A 24,261-nucleotide genomic window follows, 5' to 3' on the forward strand; every position below is an offset into this window, starting at 1 on the left:
TAACGGAGCTTGTTTCGGAAGGACGACCAGGATGCGTCGTAGACGCTCTTCGCCATCCTGGTTCTGGCGAGCTTCGCGGCCGACACGTTGCCGACCGCGATGTAATCAAAACGCCGCACCAGATCGAGCGCGAGCTTGTGTTGGAAATCGGCACGGGCATTCGTGACCTTGGCGTGCAGCTTCGCGATATGCTGCTTGTGCTTTCGCGCCCGTTGCGCTTTCGCGAGCTTCTCGGCCGCGCATCGACCGAACCGATGGTTAGGCAGCTTTTCGCCGGTCGAAAGTGTGGCGAAGTCTTTCAGGCCGAGATCGATGCCGACACCGGATCGGACCGGGCGGGCCTGAACATCGGGCATCTCGATCACGATGTTGAGAAACCAGTTGCCGCGCGCATCCTGTGCAAAATTGGTCCCGTCCTTGATCTTGCCTTCAGGAAGCGGGCGGCTATTGAATACGCGAAAGGTATTGCCGGCGAAACGGAATGCGTCGCCGTCGCGCTTCAGATCACGACCTTTCAGCGGCACCCAGCCAAGAGATTTCCTGCCGCGATAGCGCAGGAAGGGCCGACGGCGTTGACTACGCGACTTCGCGTATTGCTCGCACGTCGCGTTGATCGTGCCGGAGTGGATGCCGAGTTCTTTGCTGCTACCGGTGGTCAGCACGTTCAGATCAAATCCCGTCGGCCATTTCTTGCTCCACTTGAGCGCGTGCTTCTGCGTGTCGTTGCAGAAGTTCCAGACGTAGTTCACCGCACGGCTCTGCTTGTTAAGCAGTCCGTTGAGCGACTTCACGCGGTAGCGGTAGACAAGAATCATGCAGGTGATCCTAACCCGCGGAAGAAGCTGCCTGTCAACAGCACTCATTTCCTTCCCGCCATCCGCCCCGAAGGAAGTCCCCTTGGGGGAAATAGCGGGGTTTCTCGGACCAAATTCTGATGACCGAATCCGTTACCGTCCGCCGCGTCGACGCGAGCGAAGCGCATGCCTGCATCGACGCGCTGGCCGACGTACTGATTGATTGCGTCGAAGGCGGCGCGTCCGTCAGCTTCATGCTGCCGATCGAGCGCTCGACGGCCGTCGCGTTCTGGACGCGCGTCGCCGAGGGCGTCGCGAACGGCGAGCGCATCCTGCTCGTCGCCGAGGACGCCGCCGGCCGGATCGTCGGCACCGTGCAGTTGGTGACCGCGCAGCCGGAGAACCAGCCGCATCGCGCTGACGTCGCGAAGATGCTGGTGTCCCGGCATGCACGCCGGCAGGGCGTCGCCGCGCGGTTGATGGCGGCCGCCGACGAAGCCGCGCGCGACGCCGGCAAGACCGTGCTGGTGCTCGACACCGTGACGGGCGGCGATGCCGAGCGCTTGTACGAGCGGGCCGGCTGGCATCGCGTCGGCGTCGTGCCGAACTATGCGCTGATGCCCGACGGTGGGTTGTGCGCGACGACGTATTTTTACAAGCAGCTCGTGTAACGGCGCGGGATGCGATCGCGGCGAGGTTCGCGATCGATGCGCGTGCGGCGGCGCGCGGCCGCGGGCCGGAAGCCGGGCGGAACGGAAAAGCCGGCCGGCGGCGTCGCGGCTCCGATATATTCGTGCCGGAAACACCCACCAGCACGCCCACGGAATCGTCGCCTCGATGAAACGCTCCCACGTCGCCTTCACCCTCACGGGCCTGCTCGTCGCGCTGCCGATCGCCGCGTACGCGCTCGTCAAGCCGCTGCGCGTCGTCGCGCCCGCGCTGCTTCCCGGCGTGTCATGTCCGCGCGCGGACATCTGCACGGACGATGCCGCGCAGCTCGGCGTCGCGCGGCAGCGCTATCGCGACGGCTACGCGCGCGCGGCGGCGGCCGTGGGCCCGTTTCGCGACGCACCGCGCGTCGTGTTCTGCTCGACGCGCGAGTGTGCGGACAAGTTCGGCCTCGGCGAACGCGCGGCACTCACTCTTGGAGATTTCGGCGTGGTCGTCGCGCCGCGCGGCTGGCAGACTTACTTTCTCGCGCACGAACTGATCCACCACCGTCAGGCCGAAGTGCTCGGCAACCTCGCGGTCGTGACCAAGCCGCGCTGGCTGATCGAAGGGATGGCGTATGCGCTCAGCGACGATCCGCGTCATCCGCTGCCGGAGCCGTTCGAGTCGTGGCGCACGCGCTTCGGCGCGTGGCATGCGGCGCTGGGCCGGCAGCCGCTGTGGGACGCCGCACGGGCGGTGGAATAGCGCTTCGCATGACTCGCGCCCGCCGTGCCGCCATGTCGTTACGCCGGCACGGCCGGATCGTCGGGCTGGCCGGCGAGCGTGCGCCGCCCCGCATCGAGGATTTCGTCGGCCAGCGCCGGATCGGTGCCGGAGACCGCACGCGACAGCACGAGCGCGCCGACCATCTGGCTGAACATCGCGATCGCGTCGCGGCGCGTGTCCGCCGCGGCCGGGCCTTCCGCTGCGACCATCCGTTCCAGCCGGTCGAGATACGCGGCGACGCCGTGCGCGTAGCACGCGCGTGCCGCGTCGGTCAGGCGTGGCGCGTCGCCCGCGAAGCCGGACAGCGGGCAGCCGGCTTCGACGTTGTCGCGATGCGCGGTCGACAGGTACGACGTCACCTGTTGCGCGACGCTGGCGGCGCTCGGCGAATCCGCGCGGTCCTGCATCGCCTTTTCCATCACCGCGGCGACCAGCGCGTCCTTCGATTTGAAGTGGTTGTAGAAACCGCCCTGCGTGAAACCGGCTTCCTTCATCAGTTCTGTCAAGCCGACCGCGTCGACACCGCGCGCCCGGAACAGCCGCTCGGCGGCCGCGACGATCGCGTTGCGGTTGTCGGCGGCCTGTTGTCTCGAGACGCCCATCGATCCCTCCCTCATTCCGGCAATTACATCGATTGAAAAACACAATGGTGACCACCATTGACGTGGTCAAGACGCGCTGACACAATGCATCGTAAAGACAAGGGTGATCGACATTGACATCCAGTGTAGCCGACTTCGCAAACGAAACGAAGCGACGCGCGGCGCACGGATGGAGGTCGGGCCGGGTCTGGGTGCAGCGGAGCGCGGGCAGCGGGACGAGCTTGCGATCCGGTACCGGCCGTGCAACGGCTCGGTACGCGATGGCGGCATGGTTTCATTCACACGAGGAAAGGAAGGGTCATGAAGATCGAAGGTGCAGTCGTTTTCGTCACGGGCGCGAACCGCGGGCTTGGGCTCGAATTCGCGAAGCAGGCGCTCGAACGCGGGGCGCGGAAGGTCTATGCGGGCGCGCGCGATCCGGCCAGCGTGACGCTGCCGGGCGTGGTGCCCGTGAAGCTCGACGTGACCGATCCGTCGGCGGTCGCCGCGGCCGCCGACGCCGCACGCGACGTCACGCTGCTGATCAACAACGCAGGCATCGCGCGGCTCGGCAGCCTGACCGACGACGGCGCGGTTGATGCGCTGCGCGATCACCTCGAAACCAACGTGTTCGGGATGCTGGCGATGTCGCGCGCATTCGCGGCAACGCTCGCCGGCCATGGCGGCGGCGCGATCCTGAACGTGCTGTCGGTCGCGAGCTGGGTGAACCGGCCGATCCTGTCGGGCTACGGCGTGTCGAAGTCGGCCGCATGGGCGCTGACCAACGGGCTGCGGCATTCGCTGCGCGAGCAGCGCACGCAGGTGGTCGGGCTGCATGCCGGCTTCATCGATACCGACCTGACGGCCGGCCTCGACGTGCCGAAAGCCACGCCGGCCGACGTCGTGCGCCAGGCGTACGACGCCATCGAGGCAGGGGCGGAGGAAGTGTCGACCGACGAATTCACGCGGCAGGTGAAGGCCACGCTGTCGTCGGGCGTCTATCTGGAAGAGCCGGCGCCGCGTTGACGCCGCCGGCAGGGCGAACCCGCCGCCCGCACCGTGAGCGCGGCGGCGGGTTGTGCCGTCAGACCGTGGTGTCGATGATGCCGGGGATCTTCACGTCCGGGTTCACGTCCGCGTCGTAGTCGACGCCGGCGATCTCGAAGCCGAACAGACGCAGGAATTCGGTCTTGTAGCCGGCGAAGTCGGTCATCTCGTACAGGTTCTCGTTCGTGACCTTGTCCCACATCGCGACGACCTTGCCCTGCACTTGCGGATCGAGCTCCTTGTAGTCGGCGCGCAGACGGCCTTCTTCGTCGACGTGCGGCGTCGCGCCGTACAGGCTGTCCTTCAGGAGCCCGTACACCTGCTCGATGCAGCCTTCGTGCGTGCCCTGTTCCTTCATCACCTTGAACAGCAGCGACAGGTAGAGCGGCATCATCGGAATCGCCGAACTCGCCTGCGTGACGACGGCCTTCAGCACCGACACGCGCGCATCGCCGCCGTGCGCGGCCAGCTTGTCGCGGATCGACAGCACCTTCTTGTCGAGATCCTTCTTCGCTTCGCCGATCGAGCCGTTCCAGTAGATGTCGTGCGTGATCTGTTCGCCGAGATACGTGAACGCCGTCGTCTTCGCGCCATCGGCCAGCACGCCGGCCTCATCGAGCGCGTCGATCCACATCTGCCAGTCCTCGCCGCCCATCACGGCGACGGTGCCGTCGATCTCTTCCTGCGTCGCCGGCTCGAGCGAGACTTCGCGAATCACTTCCTTGTCGGTGTCGAGGCCGCGGAACGTGACCGATTTGCCGACCGGCTTCAGCGTCGAGCTGATCGTTTCGCCCGTCTTCGGATGCGTGCGGCGCGGCGCCGCGAGGCTGTAGACGACCAGGTCGACCTTGCCGAGATCCTGCTTGATGGTGTCGATCGTGACCTGCTTCACCTTGTCGGAGAATGCGTCGCCGTTGATGCTGCGCGCGTAGAGCCCCTTTTCGGCGGCGAATTTCTCGAACGCGGCGCTGTTGTACCAGCCGGCGGTGCCCGGCTTCGTTTCGCTGCCGGCGCGCTCGAAGAACACGCCCAGCGTGTCCGCGCCCGAGCCGAATGCGGCCGAGATCCGGGCGGCGAGGCCGTAGCCGGTCGACGCGCCGATCACGAGCACCTTCTTCGGGCCGTTGGCGATCGGGCCATGCGAAGTCACGTAGTCGATCTGTTCCTTGACGTTGGCTTCGCAGCCGACCGGATGAGTCGTCACGCAGATGAAGCCGCGCACGCGCGGTTTGATGATCATGGGAACCTCTAGTCAGAAAGGCGCGAACGGCCTGAAATCGGAAAAATCCCGCGCATTGTAATGGAAGCGGGCCGGCACGGCGGGAAAGGCGGGCGGTGACGGGAGTCGCAATCGCCCGGGAGTCGAGCCACCGCCACGGCGGTTCTCGTCGCCGACAGTTATTTCTCTCTTGACAGAAATAACTCAAAAAAACTAAATTTCCCGACATGGAACTCACACCGATTGCCGAACGATTCATTCTCCACTGGGGCGAAATGGGCTCGCGATGGGGCGTCAACCGCACTGTCTCGCAGATTCACGCGCTGCTGTACCTGGCCGGGCGCCCGGTGGCCGCCGACGAGATCGCCGAGACGCTCAACGTCGCGCGCTCCAACGTCAGCACGAGCCTGAAGGAGCTACAGGCGTGGCGGCTCGCGAAGGTCGTGCACGTGCTGGGCGATCGCCGCGACCATTTCGAGACGTCGACCGACATCTGGGAACTGTTCAAGCTGATCGTCGAAGGGCGGCGGCAGCGCGAGATCGAACCGACGCTCACGGTGCTGCGCGATTGCCTGACGAGCCCCGAGATCGCCGACGAAAGCCGCGAGACCGAACAGCGCATCCGCGACACGCTGCAGTTCGTCGAGACGCTCACCACCTGGTCGGACGAAATGCTGCGGCTCAAGCCCGACACGCTGATGAAGGCGCTCGGGATCGGCGCGAAGATCAGCCAGACGGTCAGGCGCAAGTCGTCGAAGTAAGCAGGATCGGAAGTGCGGGCGCGCAGCCCGCTTTTTTCGAAGTCGTTGTTTCTGTCATTGCAGAAACAACAGTAAATAGAGGATGAAAAATGAACGAGGCCCTGCTGTCGATCCGCCGGCACGCCGCACCGCGGAGTGGGACATGAACATCCTCGTCTGCGGCGCGAACGGGTTCATCGGGCAGGCGTTGTGCGCGCGGCTGGAAGCCGGCGGCCATCGCGTGCTGCGCGGCGTGCGGCACGCGGTTGGCCCGCGCGATGTCGCGATCGATTTCGCGACGGATATCGATGCCGACGCGTGGCTGGCCCGGCTGGACGGCGTCGACGTCGTGATCAACGCGGTCGGGATCCTCACCGACCGGCGCGATGCGACGCTCGACACCGTGCATCGCGCGGCGCCCTGCGCGCTCTTCACGGCATGCAGCCGCGCCCGCGTGCGGCGCGTGATCCAGATCTCGGCATTGGGCGTCGAGCGCGGCGACACGCCGTATTTCGCCAGCAAGTACGCAGCCGACACCTTCCTGCAGACGCTGCCGCTCGATTACCGGATCGTGCGCCCCGCGCTCGTCTACGGCGCGGCCGGCACGTCGGCGCGGTTCTTCCGGATGCTCGCGAGCCTGCCCGTGCACGCATTGCCGGCGGGCGGCCATCAACGGCTGCGCCCCGTGCACGTCGACGATCTCGCCGAACTCGTCGCGCGGCTCGTCGTTTCGCCGGCGGCCGGCAATTCTGTGATCGACGCGGTCGGCGCTGATGAAGTCGAGTACCGCGAGATGCTGAGCGGCTATCGCGCCGCGCTGGGCTTCCCGCCGGCAGCCCGCATTGCGCTGCCGGGCCCGCTGGTCGGTGCGGCGGCCGCGCTGTTCGGCACGCTGCCGGGCGCGATGCTGACCCGTGACACGTGGACGATGCTGCGCGGCGGCAACACCGGCGATCCCGCGGCGTTGGCGGCCGTGCTCGGCCGGCCGCCGCGCGGCCTGCGCAGTTTCATCGGCGCCGACGCGCTCACGCTGCGCCGCGACGCGCTCGCGATGTGGCGGCGGCCGCTGCTGCTCGGCGCGCTTGCGATCGTCTGGATCTGGACGGCCATCGTGAGCGCGTTCGTTCACCCGCAGAGCGACAGCCTTGCGATGCTCGCCCGCGCGCACCTCACCGGGCTGCCCGCGCTGATCGCCCTCTACGCCGCCTCCGCGCTGGACTTCGCGTTCGGGGTGGCGACCGTCGCCGCGCCGTCGCGCCGTCTGTGGGCTGCGCAAGCCGCGTTGATCGTCGCGTATTCGGCCGTCATCGCGGTCACGATGCCCGGCCTGCTGGCCGAACCGTTCGGCCCCGTGATCAAGAACGTGCCGATTCTCGCGATCCTGTTGATCCTGTTTTCAGAAGAAGAACAGCCATGAATACCTATCTCGTCATCAAGGCGCTTCACATCCTGTCCTCCGTGCTGATGGTCGGCACGGGCTTCGGCACCGCGTTTTACCTGTTCTTCGCGAACCGCACGCGCTCGGTGCCCGCGATCGCCGCCGTATCGCGGCTCGTGGTGCGCGCGGACTGGTGGTTCACGACACCGGCCGTGATCTTCCAGCCGGCGTCCGGGCTGTGGCTCGCGCATACGGCCGGCTGGCCGTGGCATACGCCGTGGCTCGTCGCGTCGATCGTGCTGTATGCGATCGCGGGCGCGTGCTGGCTGCCGGTGGTGTGGCTGCAGATCGAGCTGGCCGCGTTGGCGAACCTCGCGCATGCGAACGGCGAGGCCACGCTGCCGGCGCGCTACTGGCGCTATGCGAAGCGCTGGGAGCTGCTCGGCTATCCGGCGTTCTTCGCGATGCTGACGGTCTATTTCCTGATGGTGCTCAAGCCGATGTAAGCGGGGCGGCGGGCCGCGAACGCCGATTTCGCGTGCAGCCCTGTCGATTTACGCGCGCTCGTGTATAAATTCGACGGGAGCGCGTTCGGGCCGTTTCGGGCATCCCGGACGCTTCGCATTCGACCTCACAAGGAGCCTGCATGCTGCACATCCTCGGCAAGATTCCGTCCATCAACGTGCGCAAGGTGCTGTGGCTGTGCACCGAACTCAATCTGCCGTTCGAGCAGGAAGACTGGGGCGCGGGCTTTCGCACGACCAACGACCCGACCTATCTCGCGCTGAATCCGAACGGCCTCGTGCCCGTCATCAAGGACGACGGCTTCGTGCTGTGGGAGTCGAACACGATCATCCGCTATCTCGCGAACCGCTACGGCGGCGACGCGCTCTATCCGGCCGAGCCGCAGGCGCGCGCGCGGGTCGATCAGTGGATCGACTGGCAAGGCTCGGACCTGAATCGTTCGTGGGTCGGCGCGTTCCTCGGCCTCGTGCGCAAGTCGCCCGATCACCAGGACCCGGCGACGATCGCGCAGTCGATCGCGGGCTGGACGAAGCATATGCAGGTGCTGAACGCGCAACTCGAAGCGACCGGCGCATTCGTGGCCGGCGACCACTTCACGCTCGCCGACATTCCGATCGGCCTGTCGGTGAACCGCTGGTTCGGCACGCCGTTCGAGCATCCGGACTTCCCGGCGGTGAAGCGCTACATCGAGCGTCTTGCGACGCGCGACGGCTTCAAACAGTACGCGGGCAGCGCGAACCCGTAACGCAGCGCAAGTCGCGCGCGGGGCGGGCGGGGTGGTGCGACTGCCGCCGCGCCACGGCATGTCACGTTACGTCACGGGCCGGATGCCGGTACGGCGTCGAGCACGCGCGCGAGAAAGGCCTCGTGGTTCCACGCGGATTCCGGCCGCGACAATCCGAGCCGCACGACCACCAGCTCGCGGCTCGGCACCACGCTCACGAACTGGCCTTCATGACCGACCGCATGAAACGCGTCGGCGGGCATCGCGCTCGCATGCGGATCGCGATCGTTGAACGGCTCCGGCACCTTCACCCACAAATGCGCGCCGAATTCCTGGTGCGTCGATTGCGGCGTCGCGCGCGTCAGGTAGCGCACCCAGCCTTCCGGCAGCAGCCGCTGCCCGTTCCACACCCCGTCCTGCAGCAGAAGCTGCCCGAAGCGCGCCCAGTCGTGCGCACTCGCATACAGGTACGACGAGCTGCCGAGCGTGCCGGCCGCATCGGGCTCGAACACGGCGCTGCGCATCCCGAGCGGCTCGAACAGCGCACGGCGCGGAAACGCGAGGTAGTCGGCCTCGGTGCCGCCCAGCGCTTCGCGCATCACGCGCGCGACGATCGCGCTCGTGCCGCTCGAGTAGTGCCACTGCGTGCCGGGCTGCGCGGCGAGCGGCTTGGCAGACGCGAAGCGCGCGGTGTCGGGCTGCGTGAACAGCATCACGGCGACGTCGGACAGCGGGTCGTCGTAGTCTTCGTTGAATTCCAGGCCGCTCGTCATCCGCAGCAGTTCGTCGAGCGTGATCGCCGCGCGTGCATCGCCGCTGGCGCGCCATTCGGGCAGCAGCGACGACGCATCCGGCGACAGCTTGTGCTGCGCGACCAGCACGCCGGCGAGCACGGCCGTCACGGTCTTTGTCATCGACCAGCCGGGCAGCGGCGTGTCGGCCGTGAAGCCGGGTGCATAGCGTTCGGCGATCACGTGGCCGCGCCACATCACGACGACCGCACGGGTGCGCCGCGGCCGCGCCGGATCGGGTTCGTCGAACGCGCGGTCGAGCGCGGCGTGCAGCTTGCGTAGGTCGATGCCGGCGGGCGGTGCGGCCGGCGCCGCATCGTTCGCTGGCGGTGGATCGGCGACGGGCGGCAGCGCGGCCGGCAGCATGCCGGGCGACGGCCCGAGCGCGAGCGTGCAGCCGAGCCCGGGTCGGAAATCCGCCTCGCGTCGCGCGAAACCGGCGAACGTCGCGACCGCGCGATGATGCTCGGGATCGAGCGACGGGTGCACCAGTTTCAGCAGCGGATGCACGCCGGCCATGATGTCGACGTCGATTACCGACGCGGCCGGACGGCCTGACACGAACACGCCGGAACACAACGCCTTCGCGGCATAGCCCGTCGCGATCGGGGCGAGCCGCGACAGCATGTAGCCGGTGTAGCCGAGCGCGGCGACGAGCGCGACTGCGACGCCGCGCAGGATCAGCGATTTGAAGGGGATCGTCATGCGCGAGCATCCTCGGTGGCGTGCCGGCCGGCAACGATCCGGCAGTGTCGCAGGTTCGGGCAAGCGGTGGCAATCGCGGGGGAGTGACGACGCCGGGCGGCGTCGCTCGGGCGACATGCTGCCCGGCGTGTGCGAATCGCATGTGTCGATCGTGCGGGTTCGTACCGACAAGTTGAAATCCGGCCGCCCGTCGGCCGATAATCGTCCGGCATCGTTCCCAGTCAAACCGCCCATCGGAAAAATCGGAAAACGCCATGTCCTACGACAACAACAACCCGTTCGCCCGGATCCTGCGCGGCGAACTGCCGTGCGTGAAGGTCGCCGAAGACGACGCAACCCTCGCGATCATGGATCTCATGCCGCAGGCCGACGGTCACGTGCTCGTGATCCCCAAGGAGCCGGCCGCGCAGATCTTCGAGCTGTCCGGCGATGCGGCCGCGGCCGGCATCCGCATGACGCAGCGCGTCGCGGCGGCCGTGCGCGCGGCGCTCGGGCCGGACGGCGTGTTCATCGGCCAGTTCAACGGCGCGGCGGCCGGCCAGACGGTCCCGCACGTGCATTTCCACGTGATCCCGCGCTGGGAAGGTGTCGAATTGCGGCTGCACGCGCGCGACATCGCCGACGCGGCCGCGCTCGAATCGGTCGCGCAGCGTATCCGTGAACGTTTCGTGTAACGCGTGCCCGGCTCGTCATGCGGGGCGGCGCCAGTGCCGGTGTGCTGTCGCGCCGCACGCACCTGTTTCAGCGGTCACGCGACGTAACACGTGTAACCGGTCACGAAACTCGTTGCGCCGGCCCCGGCGCTAGACTCCCGCGCATTACCGCATCGAGCGACAGGAAGGCCGGATCGCCCCGTCGTGCCGGCCGCCGCGAGATGCATTGTGTCCTCTTCGCCGGGAATCGAGCCATGTACAAAGTTCTCATCACGTTCGCGCTGATCGGCGGCCTGTCCGGGTGCTACGTCGCGCCGCCTTACGGCTACGCACCGGCGCCGGCCTATTACGGCTATGCGCCGGCGTATTACGCACCGCCCGTCAGTGTCGGGATCGGCGGCAACTTCCGCATTCGCTGACCAGCCGGCGGGCGCGGGCCTGCCCCGCGCGTCGATCGACCGTGTCGTTCGATGCCGCGCCGCCGCTTCCCGCAACAACGCTTCGCGCCGCTTGACGACGCGCGTGCGCATCGGCCGCCCGGGTTCCTATACTTCACAGGAAAACCCACTCCGGGCGAGGCACCCATGGCCGTTACGCGCAAGGTCGCAATCGTGTCGATCGTCTCCGCGCTCGTCTACCTCGGGCTCGCCGTGCTTGGCATCGGCGGGTTCGCCGCCTTCTTTTCGCATCCGCAACTGATCGTCATCGCCGTCGCGACGCTCGCGCTGGCCGCCGCCGCGTTGCTGACCGAAGCCAACCTGAGCGCCGGCGAACGCGAGGACCGCGACAACCGCTGGGTGCTTCCGGCCTTCGCGGCCAGTGGATTCCTGCTCGCCTATCTGCCCGCACTGACCGACCGGCTCGACGTGTGGACCTTCGGCGGCGACACGGTGCGCTGGCTCGGCGTCGTGCTGTATGTCGCCGGTGGCGTGCTGCGCATCTGGCCCGTGTTCGTGCTCGGCAAGCGCTTCAGCGGGCTCGTCGCGATCCAGCCGGGCCACACGCTGGTCACGGACGGCATCTATCGCAGGATCCGCAACCCGAGCTATCTCGGCCTGATCGTCAACGCGGCCGGCTGGGCATTCGCGTTCCGCTCGGGCGTCGGGCTGCTGCTCGTCGCGCTGACGATGGTGCCGCTCGTTGCGCGCATCCGTTCCGAGGAAGCGCTGCTGCGCGCGCAGTTCGGCGCTGAATACGACGCGTATTGCGCGCATACGTGGCGGCTACTTCCGGGCGTGTATTGACCCTCGTTCGCTGTCGGAGAGCCGGCCCGCGCCGCCCGGCGCGCGCCGATGTGTTGCCACCTGTGTCCGAACCTGCGACGCCGACGCTTCCCGCACCGGCCCCGCGGCCGGTCGATCCTTGGCGAAGCCTTTGCCGGCGGGCCTCGCCGGCGATTCCGGCAAGCCTTTCCGAGTCCTGTTTCGGTAAACAACTTGTTACCAGAATGTCGACTGCAACGGGGCACGAGCGGTGCTATTCTTCGCCGCAAGCTCATTGAAATGAATTGGTCCGGGATTCGGCACAATGCCGGTATCGACGTCGATCGATTCAGATCGGTCGTATCGAGCGGACCTTCAATAACCAGATTGCGAACAAGGAAGAATACGGGAATGTGGAAGAAAATTGCCCCCACTCTCGTCGTCGCCGTGCTGACCGGCGCGACCGCATTGCCGGCAATGGCCGGTGACCTGAACAATGCGCTTGGCGGCGCGCTCGGCGGGGTTGCCGGCGCAGCGGTCGGCGGCGCGGTCGGTGGCAGCACCGGCTCCGTCATCGGCGGCGCGATCGGCGGCGGCGCGGGCGGCGCGGTGACGTCGAACCGTCGCGAGCGCACCGGCGCAATCATCGGCGGCGCCCTCGGCGGCGGCGCGGGTACCGCGGCCGGCAACGCAATGGGCGGCCGCACGGGCGGCCTGCTGGGCGCGGCCGTCGGCGGCGGCGCGGGCGCGGCGCTGGGCGGCAACATGTCGCGCAGCTCGTACGAGCGCGATCACGGCGATCGCGGCTATCGTCACCGCAAGCATCGCCATCACCGCGACTGGGACTGATCGCCGCGGGCGCGGCACGGTGCGCGAATCGCGCACCGGCGTGCGCGACGCGTCGGCACCCGATCCGACAGCCGGCCCGGCGGCCTCAGCCGGGCCGCCGTCGCCGACAAGACCGGCGGCATTCATCCCCTTCCGCAGTTCATGCCCGGCCCCGCTCGACGGGTTGGCACATTCCCTCCCGCTGTACCTTTCCCGCTGATAGACGACATCGCCAATTGCATTGACATGCAACCGGCCAGGTGCGGCCAACGTCATTCGATATTGCTGATCGACGCGGCGCCGTCCGCCCTCAGGATTTCCCTGACGCACCGAACGTGCGCGACACGCAGGCACCGGCCATCCCGGGCGCTACCGGGTAGTGCGAAATCGAATGGATGTCATCGCAACATTTAATTGGTCGATCGGAATCGCCTTCGCTATCGTCAACGCTGCTCGCGTACGGAATCGAACCGTGCCGTCCCCCGTGCCTCGCCGCATGACCGCGAGTGTCCGCGGCCCGGCCGCCGGACCCACAAGCATGGGTCGTCCCGCCCGCTGAACCTGGCGGACCCGTCGCGAAGCCTGGCCGACCGAACGAAGGCGCTCGCGCTTTCAAGCCACCCCGGCAACGATGTCCCGCCGCTCATGCGTGCCCACGCGCGTGCCGCGCTTGGCCGTTGCGACCCGGGGCCGCACCAACCCATTGCCTGGATGCTTTATGTCTAAGACAACGTATTACGCGCCGCATGGCGGCCACCCGCCGCAGACCGATCTGCTGACCGATCGCGCGATGTTCACCGAGGCGTACGCGGTCATTCCGAAGGGAGTGATGCGCGACATCGTCACGAGCTGGCTGCCGTTCTGGACCAACACCCGCCTGTGGGTGATCGCGCGTCCGCTGTCGGGTTTCGCCGAAACCTTCTCGCAGTACATCGTCGAAGTGAACCCGGGCGGCGGCAGCGACAAGCCCGAGCAGGACAAGAACGCCGAGGCCGTGCTGTTCGTCGTCGAAGGCGAGGCCGAGCTGACGCTGCAGGGCAACAAGCACACGCTGAAGCCGGGCGGCTACGCGTTCATTCCGCCGGGCGCCGACTGGACGCTGCACAACGTCAGCGATGCCGCCGTGCGTTTCCACTGGGTGCGCAAGCACTACCAGGCCGTCGACGGCATTGCGCTGCCCGAAGCGTTCGTGACCAACGAGCAGGACGTCGAGCCGATCCCGATGCCGGGCACCAACGGCGCATGGGTGACGACGCGCTTCGTCGACATGAGCGACATGCGTCACGACATGCACGTGAACATCGTGACGTTCGAGCCGGGCGGCGTGATTCCGTTCGCCGAGACGCACGTGATGGAGCACGGGCTGTACGTGCTCGAAGGCAAGGCCGTCTATCGCCTGAACCAGGACTGGGTCGAGGTGGAAGCGGGCGACTTCATGTGGCTGCGCGCGTTCTGCCCGCAGGCGTGCTATTCGGGGGGGCCTGGGCGGTTCCGATATCTGCTGTACAAGGATGTGAACCGTCACATGAACCTGACGCTGAATCCGGGGCGCTGAGCGGTGCGGAAGTCGGATAGGAAAGCCCGCCGGTGGAAGCTGGCGGGTTTTTTTGTTTCAGGTATTTGTGGATTTTCGGGGAGGTTGCTTGTCGAGCCGTTGCCGACATCGGCAGTACTGGTTTGGGCGCCCGGAAGCGGACGCTCGTACAGTCGAGCAACAAAGGCGATGTCGCCGCAGGTCCGTGCTCTCGATGGAGGTTGGCTGCCCCTTAGAGATCCGACAGTTGCCCTGGTAACCACTGCATTGCAGGCGACCGCTGTCTACACCTAGGGCTTGGCTTCAACTCCGCCCTTGGCCAAAAGCGCCGGAACTTTGCTCTCTGCGAACAATGTTCGCAACAACCGTCCGAAACGGTTCTCTTTCTCGGCTCTGGCGATGCGCCGGCATGCTTCCAAGAAATTCATCCCAGCCTGGCCGAAGTGCTTCTCGTACATTTCGTTCTGCTCGAGAATGTCCAAACTTTTAAGTACGAAAAGCTTGAAGTCAAGACCTTTCAACGTCCGCATCGCAGTCTCGAAATCGTCGATCGTAGCGGCTCTCATCGCCGCTTCTTCCCGATGGCCCCAACCGCTGCTCTCAACAAGGTGCTTGATGGCGTCGACGACAGTCGCACTGTGAATTCGAGCATCGCGCGCATCGTCGATTGCTGCCTTAAGTTTTGGGTGTAGTGGCGGATGGAACGGTAATTCCCCGAATTCGGTCTTGTCTGCGATGGTCGCGAAGTGAGCCAACCAATCATCAATCAAAGCTTCTTCAAGTTTGGCACCGCCAGGTAGATCGGCCACCTGTTTCCCGAGCGCCGTGACAGTGTGGGCGTCAAGGTCGCCGACTCTTGCGATGAGCTTGACCGCATCAGCTACGAGATCGTTTTCGCAGTCTGTGACGTCCCAATTGAAACGTTCAAAGAATGCGTGCGCGAGATTTCTAGATTCGTTGCGATTCTCATTGTGTTGGTAGCCTTGGACGATGGCCTCAATCGCCTCTGCGTCGTGCCTTCCGTCACAAACGAAGGCGACAACCAGTTCCTCAAATTCGTCAGACGAATTGATCCCTAGCTTTGACAGCAGGACTTTCCATGCGGCTGGTGTTGGGTCCTCGGCTTTCTCCTGAAACGCATCGCCTTTCTGCTCGAGGTAGCGCCTCACAAAGTCGCTAGAACCTCGGTTGTAGCCTGCGACATACTCCAGAGTCGGCCCATCCTTGATGGCTTTGTTTGCAAGAGCAGAAATAAGCACAATCGAGGGAACAGTTCGTGCCTGTATCGCGAGAGACATGTCCCCAGTCGCGCCGAGGAGTCGTACCACAAGACGGTAAGCCTGACGGATGACCCGGATATTGGTGATCCCGCACGCGTCCACCGCAGTCTTGGTCGCCGCGCGGTAAGGGCTTTTCACGTCCGGAACCGCGATGTCAAACGCCTCCCCAGGTGTCGGCGTGAAACGAAGTTCTTCTTCGATCACCTTCTCCCGGAACGCCGCCCAGAGCGCGCTATCGGTCGGCGCGGAGAACTGGTCCGAGTTGAGAATCAAGAGGAATCGCGTACCAAAATTCTGAGAGTATTCGTCGACGAAGCCCAGGACCTCGTCAACTGACAACGAGGCGTGCTTGCGCTCGATGTCGTCGACGACTACGAATCGGTTGCGCAAGGCGACAGGAACCGCTACCAGCGCAAGCTCGTCGAGCGCCGAAAATCCCTCGTGGACCTTCTTCAAGGCGTCGACGCTGACTTTCCAAGTCTTCATCAGACCTTCTGTCAACGAACTGCTCTCACCGCCTACAGGGAGCGCGCTTTGGACCACCTTGAGCTTGAGCTGATTGATATCTTTCAAGCCGAAGAGGGACACGTAGCGCGCGCCTTCGACAATCGGGTCCTGCGAGTCTTTGCGAATCTCGTTCCAGAGGTGGGTTTTGCCGGTGCCCCATGCGCCTGTCAGCGCGATGACTTTTAGGTCGGCGTTGTCGATGAGCGAAATCAACTGCGTTTTAGATTGTTCGATCGTCATTTGCTTTATTCGGTGTTGAATCCAGCCGGCGCTCCCGCCCGTACGACGTTTGGGTTGCATCACTGGGGCACTCTACCAGCCAGCTCCTGCGAAGATTTTTCGAGATTCGAGGAAAACGCGTTGTCACATCTCAATTCTAAGCCAGCACCGGGCCACGGCGAGTTTATGGGCCGCTCCAAAGCTGCCGTTCTTGACCGGCGACAAATGGCCGAGCGCCGCCAGTCTTGGCCGCGTTCGCCAGAATTCACGATGACCCTGTTCCCATGGGCGATCCGTATTTCTATCCGTCGAGCACGCCCGCCGCCAGCCTCGCAACCTCCACCCGCGTATCCGCCGGCAGCGCATCTTCCATCATCCAGACTGCCGACAAGCCGGCCCATGCGAGGATCCATTCCAGCAGCCGGCGGCGGTCGAGCCGCGCCGCCTCGGCGACCAGCATGACGCGACGCGCGAAGCGCGCGGGATCCACCGCGATGTCGTGCGTGGGATTGCAGAACAGGTTCGCGTAGTCGAACGCGCGGTCGCCACGCAAACCCTTCGGGTCGATCGCGAGCCAGCCGCGATCGCCGAAGTGCAGCACGTTGCCGTGATGGATGTCGCCGTGCAGCACGACTTCGTCGGTGGATTGCACGGCCAGCAGCCGATGCGCCGTCGCGGCCGAATGGCGCAGCACGTCGTCGTCCGTGTCGTGCGACAGCAGCGCGTAGAACCAGTCGTGCAGCGGCACGACCGCGGGCGGCGCCGGGGCGCGATGCGCATGCAGCCGCGCGACGGCAGCGCACGCGATCCGGATCGCATCGTCGTCGTGGCCCGCGGCGGACAGGCCGGCGAGCGTCGGCGCCGGCTGCGCGCGCTCGAGCAGCACCGCGTCGCTGTCGTGCAGCCACACGCGTGCGGCGCCGTCCCCGTTCCACCAGGTCATCAGCGCATTGCCGCGGCGCTCTTCGTCGCAGGTGGCGACTTTCAGCATCGCTGGCCGCGCGCGCCAGACGACAGGCAGCACGCCGCCGCTCGCGGTCAGGATCGGGCCGCCGTCGGGAACGAGATCCCACAGGCGCAGGTACGTGTCGAACATGCGGACGATGGTACAGGCGAACCGGCTCATCCGCAGCGGGGTTCGACGGCCCCGCCGCCGGCCATGCGCATCCTTTCCTGAATAAAATTTAGCCAGCCAAACTTTGGCTAAAGAATGTTCCGGTATTCCGGCATCCCTTCGACAATGCGCGCCTTCCGTGACCGATGGGCGCCACTCGAGCGCCCGCGGTCGCCGCATCGAAGAAGGAGCCCGCATGACCGACCACACCGCCAACCCTCCGCCGCCACCGGCGCCGCCTCCCGCATCGCAGCGCCGCCGTGCATGGCGCATCCTCGCCGGCGCGTTGCTCGGCCTGACGCTCGCGTGCGCGGGCATCGGCGCATGGACGATCCACCGCATCTGGACGCAATTGCCGTCCGTCGAACATCTGGCCGCTTACCGTCCCGCGCTGCCGCTGCGGATTTTCTCGCGTGACGGCGAGCTGCTGGCCGAATACGGCGTCGAGCGCCGCGAGTTCGTGCCGCTCGAACGCATTCCGCCGCTGATGCGGCACGCGCTGCTCGCGGCCGAGGACGCGAAGTTCTATCAGCACGGCGCGATCGATGTCGGCGGCCTCGCGCGCGCGACGTTCGCGAACCTCGTGACGGGGCAGCCGGGGCAGGGCGGCAGCACGATCACGATGCAGGTCGCGCGCAACTTCTACCTGACGCGCGACAAGGTGCTGAGCCGCAAGCTCGCCGAGATCCTGATGGCAATCAAGCTCGAGCGCGAATACGGCAAGGACAAGCTGCTCGAGCTGTACATGAACCAGATCTATCTCGGCGAGCGCGCGTACGGTTTCGCGGCGGCCGCGAACGTCTATTTCGGCAAGCCGCTCGACGCGCTGAGCGCCGGCGAGGCGGCCGTGCTCGCCGGGCTGCCGAAGGCGCCGTCCGCGTTCAACCCGGTTGTCAATCCGGCACGCGCGACCGCGCGGCGCAACTACGTGCTCGGCCGCATGCACGCGCTCGGCGAGCTCGACGATGCGGCGTATCGCGCGGCCGTCGACGCGCCGATCGCGCTCGCGACCACGCCGCCGCCCGGCATCATCGCGGCGCCGTACGTCGCGGAGCGCGCGCGCCGGATGATGGTCGAGCGATTCCATGACGACGCCTACACGCTGGGCCTCGACGTGACGACGACGATTTCGATGCGCGATCAGCGCGCGGCCGAAGCTGCGCTCGATCGCACGCTGAGCCGGCAGTCACGCGCGAAGCGCGATGCGCGCAACGGGCTCGAAGGCGCGCTCGTATCGCTGGATGCGGCGACGGGCGACATGCTGGCCCTCGTCGGCGGCGCGGATTTCAACGGCAACGTGTTCGACCACGCATTGCAGGCGTATCGGCAGCCGGGGTCGAGCTTCAAGCCGTTCGTCTATTCGGCCGCGCTGGAGAAGGGCTATTTCCCGGGCGTGCTGGTCGACGATACGCAGCGCACGCTCACGCATGCGGAAACCGGCGCGCGGCCGTGGCGTCCGCGCAATTACGGCAACCGCTACGAGGGCTTCATCCCGGTGCGGCGCGGGCTCGTGCGCTCGAAGAACCTCGTCGCGGTCAGCCTGATGCAGGCCGCCGACGCACGCTACGTGCAGCAGCACGCGGTGGGCTTCGGTTTCGACGCGCAGCGCAATCCGGCGTCGCTGCCGCTCGCGCTTGGCGCGGGTGCCGTGACGCCGCTCGAACTCGCGAGCGCGTACGGCGTGTTCGCGAACGGCGGGAGGCGGATGGTGCCGCGGCTGATCCTGTCGGTGAAGCAGCGTCACGGCGGCGCGCTGTACGACGCGCCGGCGCCGGACGGCACGCGCGTCGTGTCGGCGCGCAATGCGTTCGTGATGGACAGCATGCTACGCGACGTCGTGCGGGCTGGCACCGCGCGCGGCGCGCTCGCGCTGCGCCGCGACGACGCGGCCGGCAAGACCGGCACGTCGAACGGCTCGAAGGACGTGTGGTTCGCGGGCTACTCGTCGGGCATCGTCGCGGTCGCGTGGCTCGGATACGACACGCCGCGATCGATGGGGCGCGCGACCGGCGCGACGCTCGCGCTGCCGGTCTGGCTCGACTACATGAAGACGGCGGTTGCGGGACGCACACCGGTCGACGCAACGCCGCCGCAGGACCTCGCGCTCGTCGACGGCGATTTCGTGTACGCCGAATACACGCGCGGCACCTGCACCGCCGACGTGCCGCCGTACATCCGTAGCCGCTTCGCGTGCGGCGGCGCGCCGGCATCCGATGCGCCGGACGCGCCGGACGCGCACGGCAAGCGCGGCGAGCCGATGCCCGCGGCCGTCGATGCGGCCGAGCGCGAACGCGTGCTTGACCTGTTCCGTACCGAGGACTGAGGCGCGCGATGCATACGCTTTATCTGATTGCGATCGTCGCGGAAGCGATGTCGGGCGCGCTGATGGGAATGCGGCGCGGGATGGACCGCTTCGGGCTCGCGCTCGTCGGCGCGGTGACCGCGCTCGGCGGCGGCACCGTGCGCGATGTGCTGCTCGGCCACTATCCGCTCGGCTGGATCGCGCGTCCCGAGTACCTGGTGATCACGCTCGCCGCGGCGACCGTCGCGTCGTGGGCCGCGCGGCACGTCGCGCGCATGAAGGCGCTGTTCGTCACCGTCGATGCGATCGGCCTCGCGGCGTTTACGATCATCGGTTGCGACATCGGCGCGTCGACGGGCACCTCGCCGATCATCGTCGTGCTGGCCGGCGTGATCACCGGCGTGTGCGGCGGGATGCTGCGAGATTTGCTGTGCAACGAGATGCCGCTGATTTTGCGCGAGGAGCTGTATGCGAGCGTCGCGTTGGTCACGGGTGCGCTGTATGTCGGGATGCAGTATCTCGACATCGATGCAGGGTTCGCGACGGTGGTTGCGCTGGCAACGGGTTTCACGATGCGGATGCTTGCCGTGCGGCTCGGATGGAAGATGCGGTCCTTCGGGGCGGCGGACGTCGGGCATTGAGTGATAGTGCGGCCAGCGATCGCCCGGCACGCAGCGGCTTCATGCCGGCACCATCACCGGTGGCGCACCGTCGCCGGTTTCCACCATCTTCACCGCGAATCCGTAGCACCGCGCGATATGGGCGGGTGTCATCACATCGCGCGGCGTGCCGTGCGCGACGATAGTGCCGTCCGCGAGCATCGCGATTGTATCCGCGTGCCGCGCGGCGAGATTCGGATCGTGGACGATCGCGAGCACGCCGAGCCGCCATTCGCGCGCAACGGCGCGCACGGTATCGAGCAGGCGGTGCTGATGCGCGAGATCGAGCGCGGCGGTCGGTTCATCAAGCAGCAGGTACCGCGGCCCGGCTTCCATCGCATCGTCGTCCGGCCACAGCTGCGCGAGCACGCGCGCGAACTGCACGCGGGCAAGTTCGCCTCCGGACAAGGTCGTCACGTCGCGACCAACGAGCGCATCGGCGCCCGCGCGTTCGAGCGCCTGCCACGCGATGTCGCGATCGCGGTGTGCGATCACATGCCGCGCGCCGCCGCGCCGCGCATGCGGATAGCGGCCGAGCAGCACGATTTCGTCGACGCTGAACGGAAACGCCGGCTGCGCGGCCTGCGGCAGCACCGCGCGCAGGCACGCGAGACGCCGCGCATCGATGCGCGCGAGCGGTTCGCCGTTCAGCGTGACGTCGCCCGTCACGCGCACGCCGTTCGGCGCGACACTGCCGGTCAGTTCGCCGGCGAAGGTCTTCAGCAGCGTGCTCTTGCCCGCGCCATTGCGGCCGAGCAGCGCGGTCACGCGGCCGGGTTCGATCGACAGCGACAGGTCGCGCAGAATGACGTTGTGTCGGCGGGCGACGTCGAGGTGGTGGGCAGTCAGCATGATCGTCGTGAAGAAAGGATTATCCGCCGAGCGCACCGCGGTTCTTCCACAGCAGCACGAGGAAGAACGGCGCGCCGAGCAGCGCGGTCAGCACGCCGAGCGGAATGTCGGCAGGCGCGGCAATCGTGCGCGCGGCAAGATCGGCGGCGACCGTCAGCAGCGCGCCGAGCAACGCGGCGCCGGGCAGCACGACGCGCTGGTCGGGGCCGCACGCGAGGCGCACGCAATGCGGCGCGACGAGCCCGATGAAGCCGATGATGCCCGCGCACGACACGAGCGCGCCGACCGCGAGCGCGACCGCAACGAGCACGCGCCGCTTCAGCCGTTGCACGGGCACGCCGAGATGCAACGCCTCGGTTTCGCCGAGCTGCAGCGCGTTCAGTGCATCGCGTTCGCGCGCGAGCAGCACGCAGCCGATCGCGACGCACGGCGCGACGGCCGCCAGCGCGGACCATTGCGCACCGCCGAGGCTGCCGAGGCTCCAGAAGGTCAGCGAACGCAGTTGTGCGTCGTCGGCGACGAACGTGAGCAGCCCGATCGCCGCGCCGACCAGCGCGTTGATCGCGATGCCGGCGAGCAGCAGCAGCGGCAGCGCAAGCCGGCCGCGCGACGCGGCGAGCCGGTAGACGAGCGCTGCGACGCCAAGCGCGCCGGCGAACGCGGCGACGGGCAGCACGGCGGTGCTCGCGTGCGCGGTAAACAGCGCGGGGCCGAGGACGATCATCGTCGTCGCGCCGAGCGCCGCGCCGCTCGACACGCCGACGAGGCCCGGATCGGCGAGCGGATTGCGGAACAGCGCCTGCATCGCGGCGCCGGCTGCACCGAAGCCGCCGCCGACCAGCAGCGCGAGCACGACACGCGGTGCGCGGATGTCGAACAGCACCGCGCGCGCCTGCTGCGCGGCCGCATCGCCGGTCAGCGCGGCCCATGCTTCCGCGAGCGGAATGCGATAGGCGCCGACGCACAGCGCGACGACGGACATCGCGCACACGAGACAAGCGAGCGCCGCCAGCACAAACGGGGCGAAGCGGCGCGACGTGCCGACGCGCGCGGCGCCGGAGCGCGAGGTGGGCGATGTGCGCGACGGTGCGGGGAAAGGCGAAGCATGAACGGGCATCGGGACGATCCGGAATCAGGCGAGCGCATCCGACAGGCGTCGGTGCAGGGTCGTGACGGCGAGCGGCAGGCGCGGGCCGAAGCCGAGCAGGAACAGCGCATCGAGCGACACGACGCGCTGCGCGCGGCCGGCCGGCGTCGCGCCGAAGCCGGGCGTGGCAAGCAGCGCGGCGCGGCCGCCGACGGCCGCGAGCCCTTCGTCGGAGATCAGCACGATGTCGGGTGCGGCGGCGGCGAGCGCTTCGCTCGTCAGCGGCTTGTAGTGATCGAAGCCCTGCATTGCATTGCGCGCGCCCGCGTAGCGGATCATCGCGTCGGCGGCCGTGCGCTGGCCGGCGGCGAGCGCCTGGTTGCCGGTGTGGTTGAGCACGAACAGCACGCGCGGCGGCTGCGCGCCGCCGGGCACGCGCGCGGCGACTGCATTGCGCGCGGCCTGCCAGTCGCGATCGAAGCGTTGCAGCAGCGCGCTGCCCGCATCGCGCACGTCGAGCGCCTGCGCGACGCCGGTGATCTTCGCGCGTACCGAGCCGACGTCGTGGCGTTCGTCGAACGTCGTCACCGCGACGCCCGCGCTTTTCACCTGCGCGATCGCGGTGGGCGGCCCGGCTTCCGCCGACGCGAGCACGAGATCGGGGCGCAGCGACAGTAGCCCCTCGGCCGACAGCGCGCGCTGGTAGCCGACCTTCGGCAGGCGCTTGGCGGCGTCCGGGTACGTGCAGGTCGTGTCGGCGCCGACGAGCCGGTAGCCGCGCGCGTCGCCGCCGCCGAGCGCGAAGGCGGTTTCCGCGAGCGCGCCGCCGATCACGACGACGCGCTTCTGCACAGCCTGCGGCAGCGCGCGGCCGGGCAGCGCGCCCGCGAGCGCGCCGGCAGCCGCGCTCGCGAGCACGACGCGACGTCGCGGCGAGAACGCTCGCGCGCTCACCGCGCGTCCCCGCGCGCCGCCGCCGGCAGCGTCGCGACCAGCGCGCGCCAGTCGTCGCGTTCGACCTTGCCCGGCTTGCGCTCGCCGAACAGCAGCGCGACGTGGTCGCCCTGCCGGTCGAACAGTTCGAGCGACGTGACGATGCCGTCGCTCGTCGGCTTCTTCACGACCCATGCGGCGGCGATCAGATCCTCGCGCACGTGCAGGTTGAAGCCCGGGTCGAGCACGTTGATCCACGCGCCGACCTCGCGCACGTTCGCGACGGAGCCCGTATGGATCTGGATCATTCCCGCATTGCCGACGAACACCATGATCGGCTGACCGCTCAGCGCGGCCCGTTCGAGCACATGACGCAGCGCGCGCGCCGTTTCGACCGGATACGCGTAGTGCGGATCGGCGAGACGCAGCGCCTGCATGCGGCTCACGCCGAAGCGCTGCGTGATGCCGAAGAACTGGTGCGTGTCGGTCATCGCGTCCCACGCCGCGCGAAAACCCGCGACGTCGATCTCGGTGTCGGCGCGCTCGGGCGTTTTCGGCGCGGCGGGCACGACGTCGAGCCCCGGCTGCTGCGTCGCCGCGCGCCAGCGTTCGACGAACGCGTCGTATGCAGCGTGATCGCTGTGCGCGCGCAGGTAGACCTTGTGGATCGCATGACCCTGCGCGTCGAAGAACTGCAGGCTCTTCAGCGGACCGTGCGCGGTCTGGTCGCGCACCGCGAACGCCGACGCCCACTGACGGTAGAAGATGCGCAGGTCGATGTCGCCGAGCGCGAGGCCGACCGGGCCGTCGTGGCTCATCTGCGCATATTCGCCGTCCTTCTCGTGGACGGCCGTGTCGTTGCGCGTGAGCGCCATCACGCGGCCGAGGCGCGGCATTTCCTCGAACATCGCCGGAAAACGCGCGTCGAGCCGCACGACGTGCTCGCCGACGAACGCGGCGAGCGCCTCGCCTTCGCTGACGCCGAGCGCCTGTGCGACGTCGCGGTTGCGCAACTGGCGCTCGGTCTTGAGCTTGACGAACGCGTCGCGCAATGCGGCGACCGCGCGGGCCGGCGTGGCCGGCTGACGGGGAAGGGCGGAATGCATCATGTCGGACTCCTTCAAGTAACGGTTGGGTAGGAACGCGCGGC

24 protein-coding genes are annotated in these 24,261 nt (G+C 67.5%); 14 read left to right on the forward strand and 10 right to left on the reverse strand.

Going from position 1 to position 24,261, the window contains the following annotated elements; all coding sequences use genetic code 11:
* Positions 1-815, reverse strand: an 815-nt coding sequence (locus SB786_RS18675; protein ID WP_410728877.1) for an RNA-guided endonuclease InsQ/TnpB family protein, incomplete at its 3' end; no start/stop codon positions are given.
* Between the two features lie 119 nt (positions 816-934).
* Between SB786_RS18675 and SB786_RS18680 the strand changes: the two genes are divergently transcribed.
* Together SB786_RS18680 and SB786_RS18685 are read left to right on the forward strand one after the other, a co-directional pair.
* Positions 935-1,465 carry a GNAT family N-acetyltransferase gene (locus SB786_RS18680; RefSeq protein WP_410728739.1) on the forward strand — a complete coding sequence of 177 codons (531 nt, stop codon included), beginning with the start codon at positions 935-937 and terminating at the stop codon, positions 1,463-1,465.
* A 166-nt stretch (positions 1,466-1,631) separates the two neighbouring features.
* Positions 1,632-2,210, forward strand: coding sequence for a hypothetical protein (locus SB786_RS18685; protein ID WP_410728740.1), 579 nt, complete (start codon positions 1,632-1,634; stop codon positions 2,208-2,210).
* A gap of 38 nt (positions 2,211-2,248) precedes the next feature.
* Here SB786_RS18685 and SB786_RS18690 read toward each other — a convergent pair whose 3' ends face one another.
* The gene (locus SB786_RS18690) at positions 2,249-2,833 is read right to left on the reverse strand and encodes a TetR/AcrR family transcriptional regulator (RefSeq protein WP_410728741.1); all 585 of its coding nucleotides are present in this window, start codon (positions 2,831-2,833) and stop codon (positions 2,249-2,251) included.
* A 300-nt stretch (positions 2,834-3,133) separates the two neighbouring features.
* Here SB786_RS18690 and SB786_RS18695 point away from each other — a divergent pair, with 300 nt between their 5' ends.
* Entirely contained in the window at positions 3,134-3,838 is a 705-nt protein-coding gene (locus SB786_RS18695) for an SDR family oxidoreductase (protein ID WP_410728742.1), read from the forward strand.
* Positions 3,839-3,896: 58 nt separating this feature from the next.
* Here SB786_RS18695 and fabV read toward each other — a convergent pair whose 3' ends face one another.
* Positions 3,897-5,099, reverse strand: a complete 1,203-nt coding sequence (gene fabV / locus SB786_RS18700; RefSeq protein WP_410728743.1) for an enoyl-ACP reductase FabV — start codon at positions 5,097-5,099, stop codon at positions 3,897-3,899.
* A gap of 206 nt (positions 5,100-5,305) precedes the next feature.
* Between fabV and SB786_RS18705 the strand changes: the two genes are divergently transcribed.
* The 4 genes from SB786_RS18705 (at position 5,306) to SB786_RS18720 (ending at position 8,466) form a co-directional block, all read left to right on the forward strand.
* A complete protein-coding gene (locus tag SB786_RS18705) occupies positions 5,306-5,839 on the forward strand; it encodes a GbsR/MarR family transcriptional regulator (protein WP_006760784.1) in 534 nt (177 codons plus the stop codon).
* A gap of 142 nt (positions 5,840-5,981) precedes the next feature.
* Positions 5,982-7,235, forward strand: a complete 1,254-nt coding sequence (locus tag SB786_RS18710) for an SDR family oxidoreductase (RefSeq protein ID WP_410728744.1) — start codon at positions 5,982-5,984, stop codon at positions 7,233-7,235.
* Positions 7,232-7,702, forward strand: a complete 471-nt coding sequence (locus tag SB786_RS18715; RefSeq protein WP_006750625.1) for a DUF2269 family protein — start codon at positions 7,232-7,234, stop codon at positions 7,700-7,702. The genes SB786_RS18710 and SB786_RS18715 overlap by 4 nt, the downstream gene beginning before the upstream one ends.
* Positions 7,703-7,842: 140 nt before the next feature.
* Complete coding sequence (locus SB786_RS18720) at positions 7,843-8,466, forward strand: glutathione S-transferase family protein (protein WP_410728745.1); 624 nt, start codon at positions 7,843-7,845, stop codon at positions 8,464-8,466.
* Positions 8,467-8,537: 71 nt separating this feature from the next.
* Here the strand turns inward: SB786_RS18720 and SB786_RS18725 are convergent, their stop codons facing one another.
* The gene (locus SB786_RS18725; RefSeq protein ID WP_410728746.1) at positions 8,538-9,941 is read right to left on the reverse strand and encodes a serine hydrolase domain-containing protein; all 1,404 of its coding nucleotides are present in this window, start codon (positions 9,939-9,941) and stop codon (positions 8,538-8,540) included.
* Between the two features lie 254 nt (positions 9,942-10,195).
* Here SB786_RS18725 and SB786_RS18730 point away from each other — a divergent pair, with 254 nt between their 5' ends.
* The 5 genes from SB786_RS18730 to SB786_RS18750 all read left to right on the forward strand — a co-directional run bounded on the left by SB786_RS18730 (position 10,196) and on the right by SB786_RS18750 (position 14,179).
* Positions 10,196-10,615 (forward strand): HIT family protein, encoded by a 420-nt coding sequence (locus SB786_RS18730; RefSeq protein ID WP_006760790.1) that lies wholly within the window; start codon positions 10,196-10,198, stop codon positions 10,613-10,615.
* Positions 10,616-10,848: 233 nt separating this feature from the next.
* Positions 10,849-11,013 carry a hypothetical protein gene (locus tag SB786_RS18735; RefSeq protein WP_006760791.1) on the forward strand — a complete coding sequence of 55 codons (165 nt, stop codon included), beginning with the start codon at positions 10,849-10,851 and terminating at the stop codon, positions 11,011-11,013.
* 165 nt (positions 11,014-11,178) lie between these two features.
* Positions 11,179-11,838 (forward strand): methyltransferase family protein, encoded by a 660-nt coding sequence (locus SB786_RS18740; RefSeq protein ID WP_410728747.1) that lies wholly within the window; start codon positions 11,179-11,181, stop codon positions 11,836-11,838.
* Between the two features lie 369 nt (positions 11,839-12,207).
* A complete protein-coding gene (locus tag SB786_RS18745) occupies positions 12,208-12,645 on the forward strand; it encodes a hypothetical protein (protein ID WP_011659738.1) in 438 nt (145 codons plus the stop codon).
* Positions 12,646-13,342: 697 nt separating this feature from the next.
* On the forward strand, positions 13,343-14,179 hold the full coding sequence (locus SB786_RS18750; RefSeq protein WP_011659737.1) for a bifunctional allantoicase/(S)-ureidoglycine aminohydrolase: 837 nt from the start codon (positions 13,343-13,345) through the stop codon (positions 14,177-14,179).
* Between the two features lie 269 nt (positions 14,180-14,448).
* Here SB786_RS18750 and SB786_RS18755 read toward each other — a convergent pair whose 3' ends face one another.
* Both SB786_RS18755 and SB786_RS18760 read right to left on the reverse strand, forming a co-directional pair.
* Complete coding sequence (locus SB786_RS18755) at positions 14,449-16,185, reverse strand: P-loop NTPase fold protein (protein ID WP_410728748.1); 1,737 nt, start codon at positions 16,183-16,185, stop codon at positions 14,449-14,451.
* Positions 16,186-16,465: 280 nt separating this feature from the next.
* Entirely contained in the window at positions 16,466-17,260 is a 795-nt protein-coding gene (locus SB786_RS18760; RefSeq protein WP_410728749.1) for an aminoglycoside phosphotransferase family protein, read from the reverse strand.
* Between the two features lie 214 nt (positions 17,261-17,474).
* Here SB786_RS18760 and SB786_RS18765 point away from each other — a divergent pair, with 214 nt between their 5' ends.
* Together SB786_RS18765 and SB786_RS18770 are read left to right on the forward strand one after the other, a co-directional pair.
* The gene (locus SB786_RS18765) at positions 17,475-19,601 is read left to right on the forward strand and encodes a penicillin-binding protein 1A (RefSeq protein ID WP_410728750.1); all 2,127 of its coding nucleotides are present in this window, start codon (positions 17,475-17,477) and stop codon (positions 19,599-19,601) included.
* An 8-nt stretch (positions 19,602-19,609) separates the two neighbouring features.
* Positions 19,610-20,221 carry a trimeric intracellular cation channel family protein gene (locus SB786_RS18770; protein WP_410728751.1) on the forward strand — a complete coding sequence of 204 codons (612 nt, stop codon included), beginning with the start codon at positions 19,610-19,612 and terminating at the stop codon, positions 20,219-20,221.
* Between the two features lie 39 nt (positions 20,222-20,260).
* Here SB786_RS18770 and SB786_RS18775 read toward each other — a convergent pair whose 3' ends face one another.
* Genes SB786_RS18775 through SB786_RS18790 form a run of 4 tightly spaced genes read right to left on the reverse strand, consistent with a single transcriptional unit; the run spans position 20,261 to position 24,220 of the window.
* The gene (locus tag SB786_RS18775) at positions 20,261-21,091 is read right to left on the reverse strand and encodes a heme ABC transporter ATP-binding protein (protein WP_410728752.1); all 831 of its coding nucleotides are present in this window, start codon (positions 21,089-21,091) and stop codon (positions 20,261-20,263) included.
* Between the two features lie 19 nt (positions 21,092-21,110).
* Complete coding sequence (locus SB786_RS18780) at positions 21,111-22,208, reverse strand: FecCD family ABC transporter permease (protein ID WP_410728753.1); 1,098 nt, start codon at positions 22,206-22,208, stop codon at positions 21,111-21,113.
* 15 nt (positions 22,209-22,223) lie between these two features.
* On the reverse strand, positions 22,224-23,132 hold the full coding sequence (locus tag SB786_RS18785) for a hemin ABC transporter substrate-binding protein (RefSeq protein WP_410728754.1): 909 nt from the start codon (positions 23,130-23,132) through the stop codon (positions 22,224-22,226).
* Positions 23,129-24,220 carry a hemin-degrading factor gene (locus tag SB786_RS18790; protein ID WP_410728755.1) on the reverse strand — a complete coding sequence of 364 codons (1,092 nt, stop codon included), beginning with the start codon at positions 24,218-24,220 and terminating at the stop codon, positions 23,129-23,131. Before SB786_RS18790 ends, SB786_RS18785 begins: the two co-directional genes overlap by 4 nt.
* Positions 24,221-24,261: the final 41 nt, after the last annotated feature.

It is taken from the genome of Burkholderia sp. SIMBA_062, from assembly GCF_046534765.1.
Classification (GTDB): domain Bacteria; phylum Pseudomonadota; class Gammaproteobacteria; order Burkholderiales; family Burkholderiaceae; genus Burkholderia; species Burkholderia ambifaria.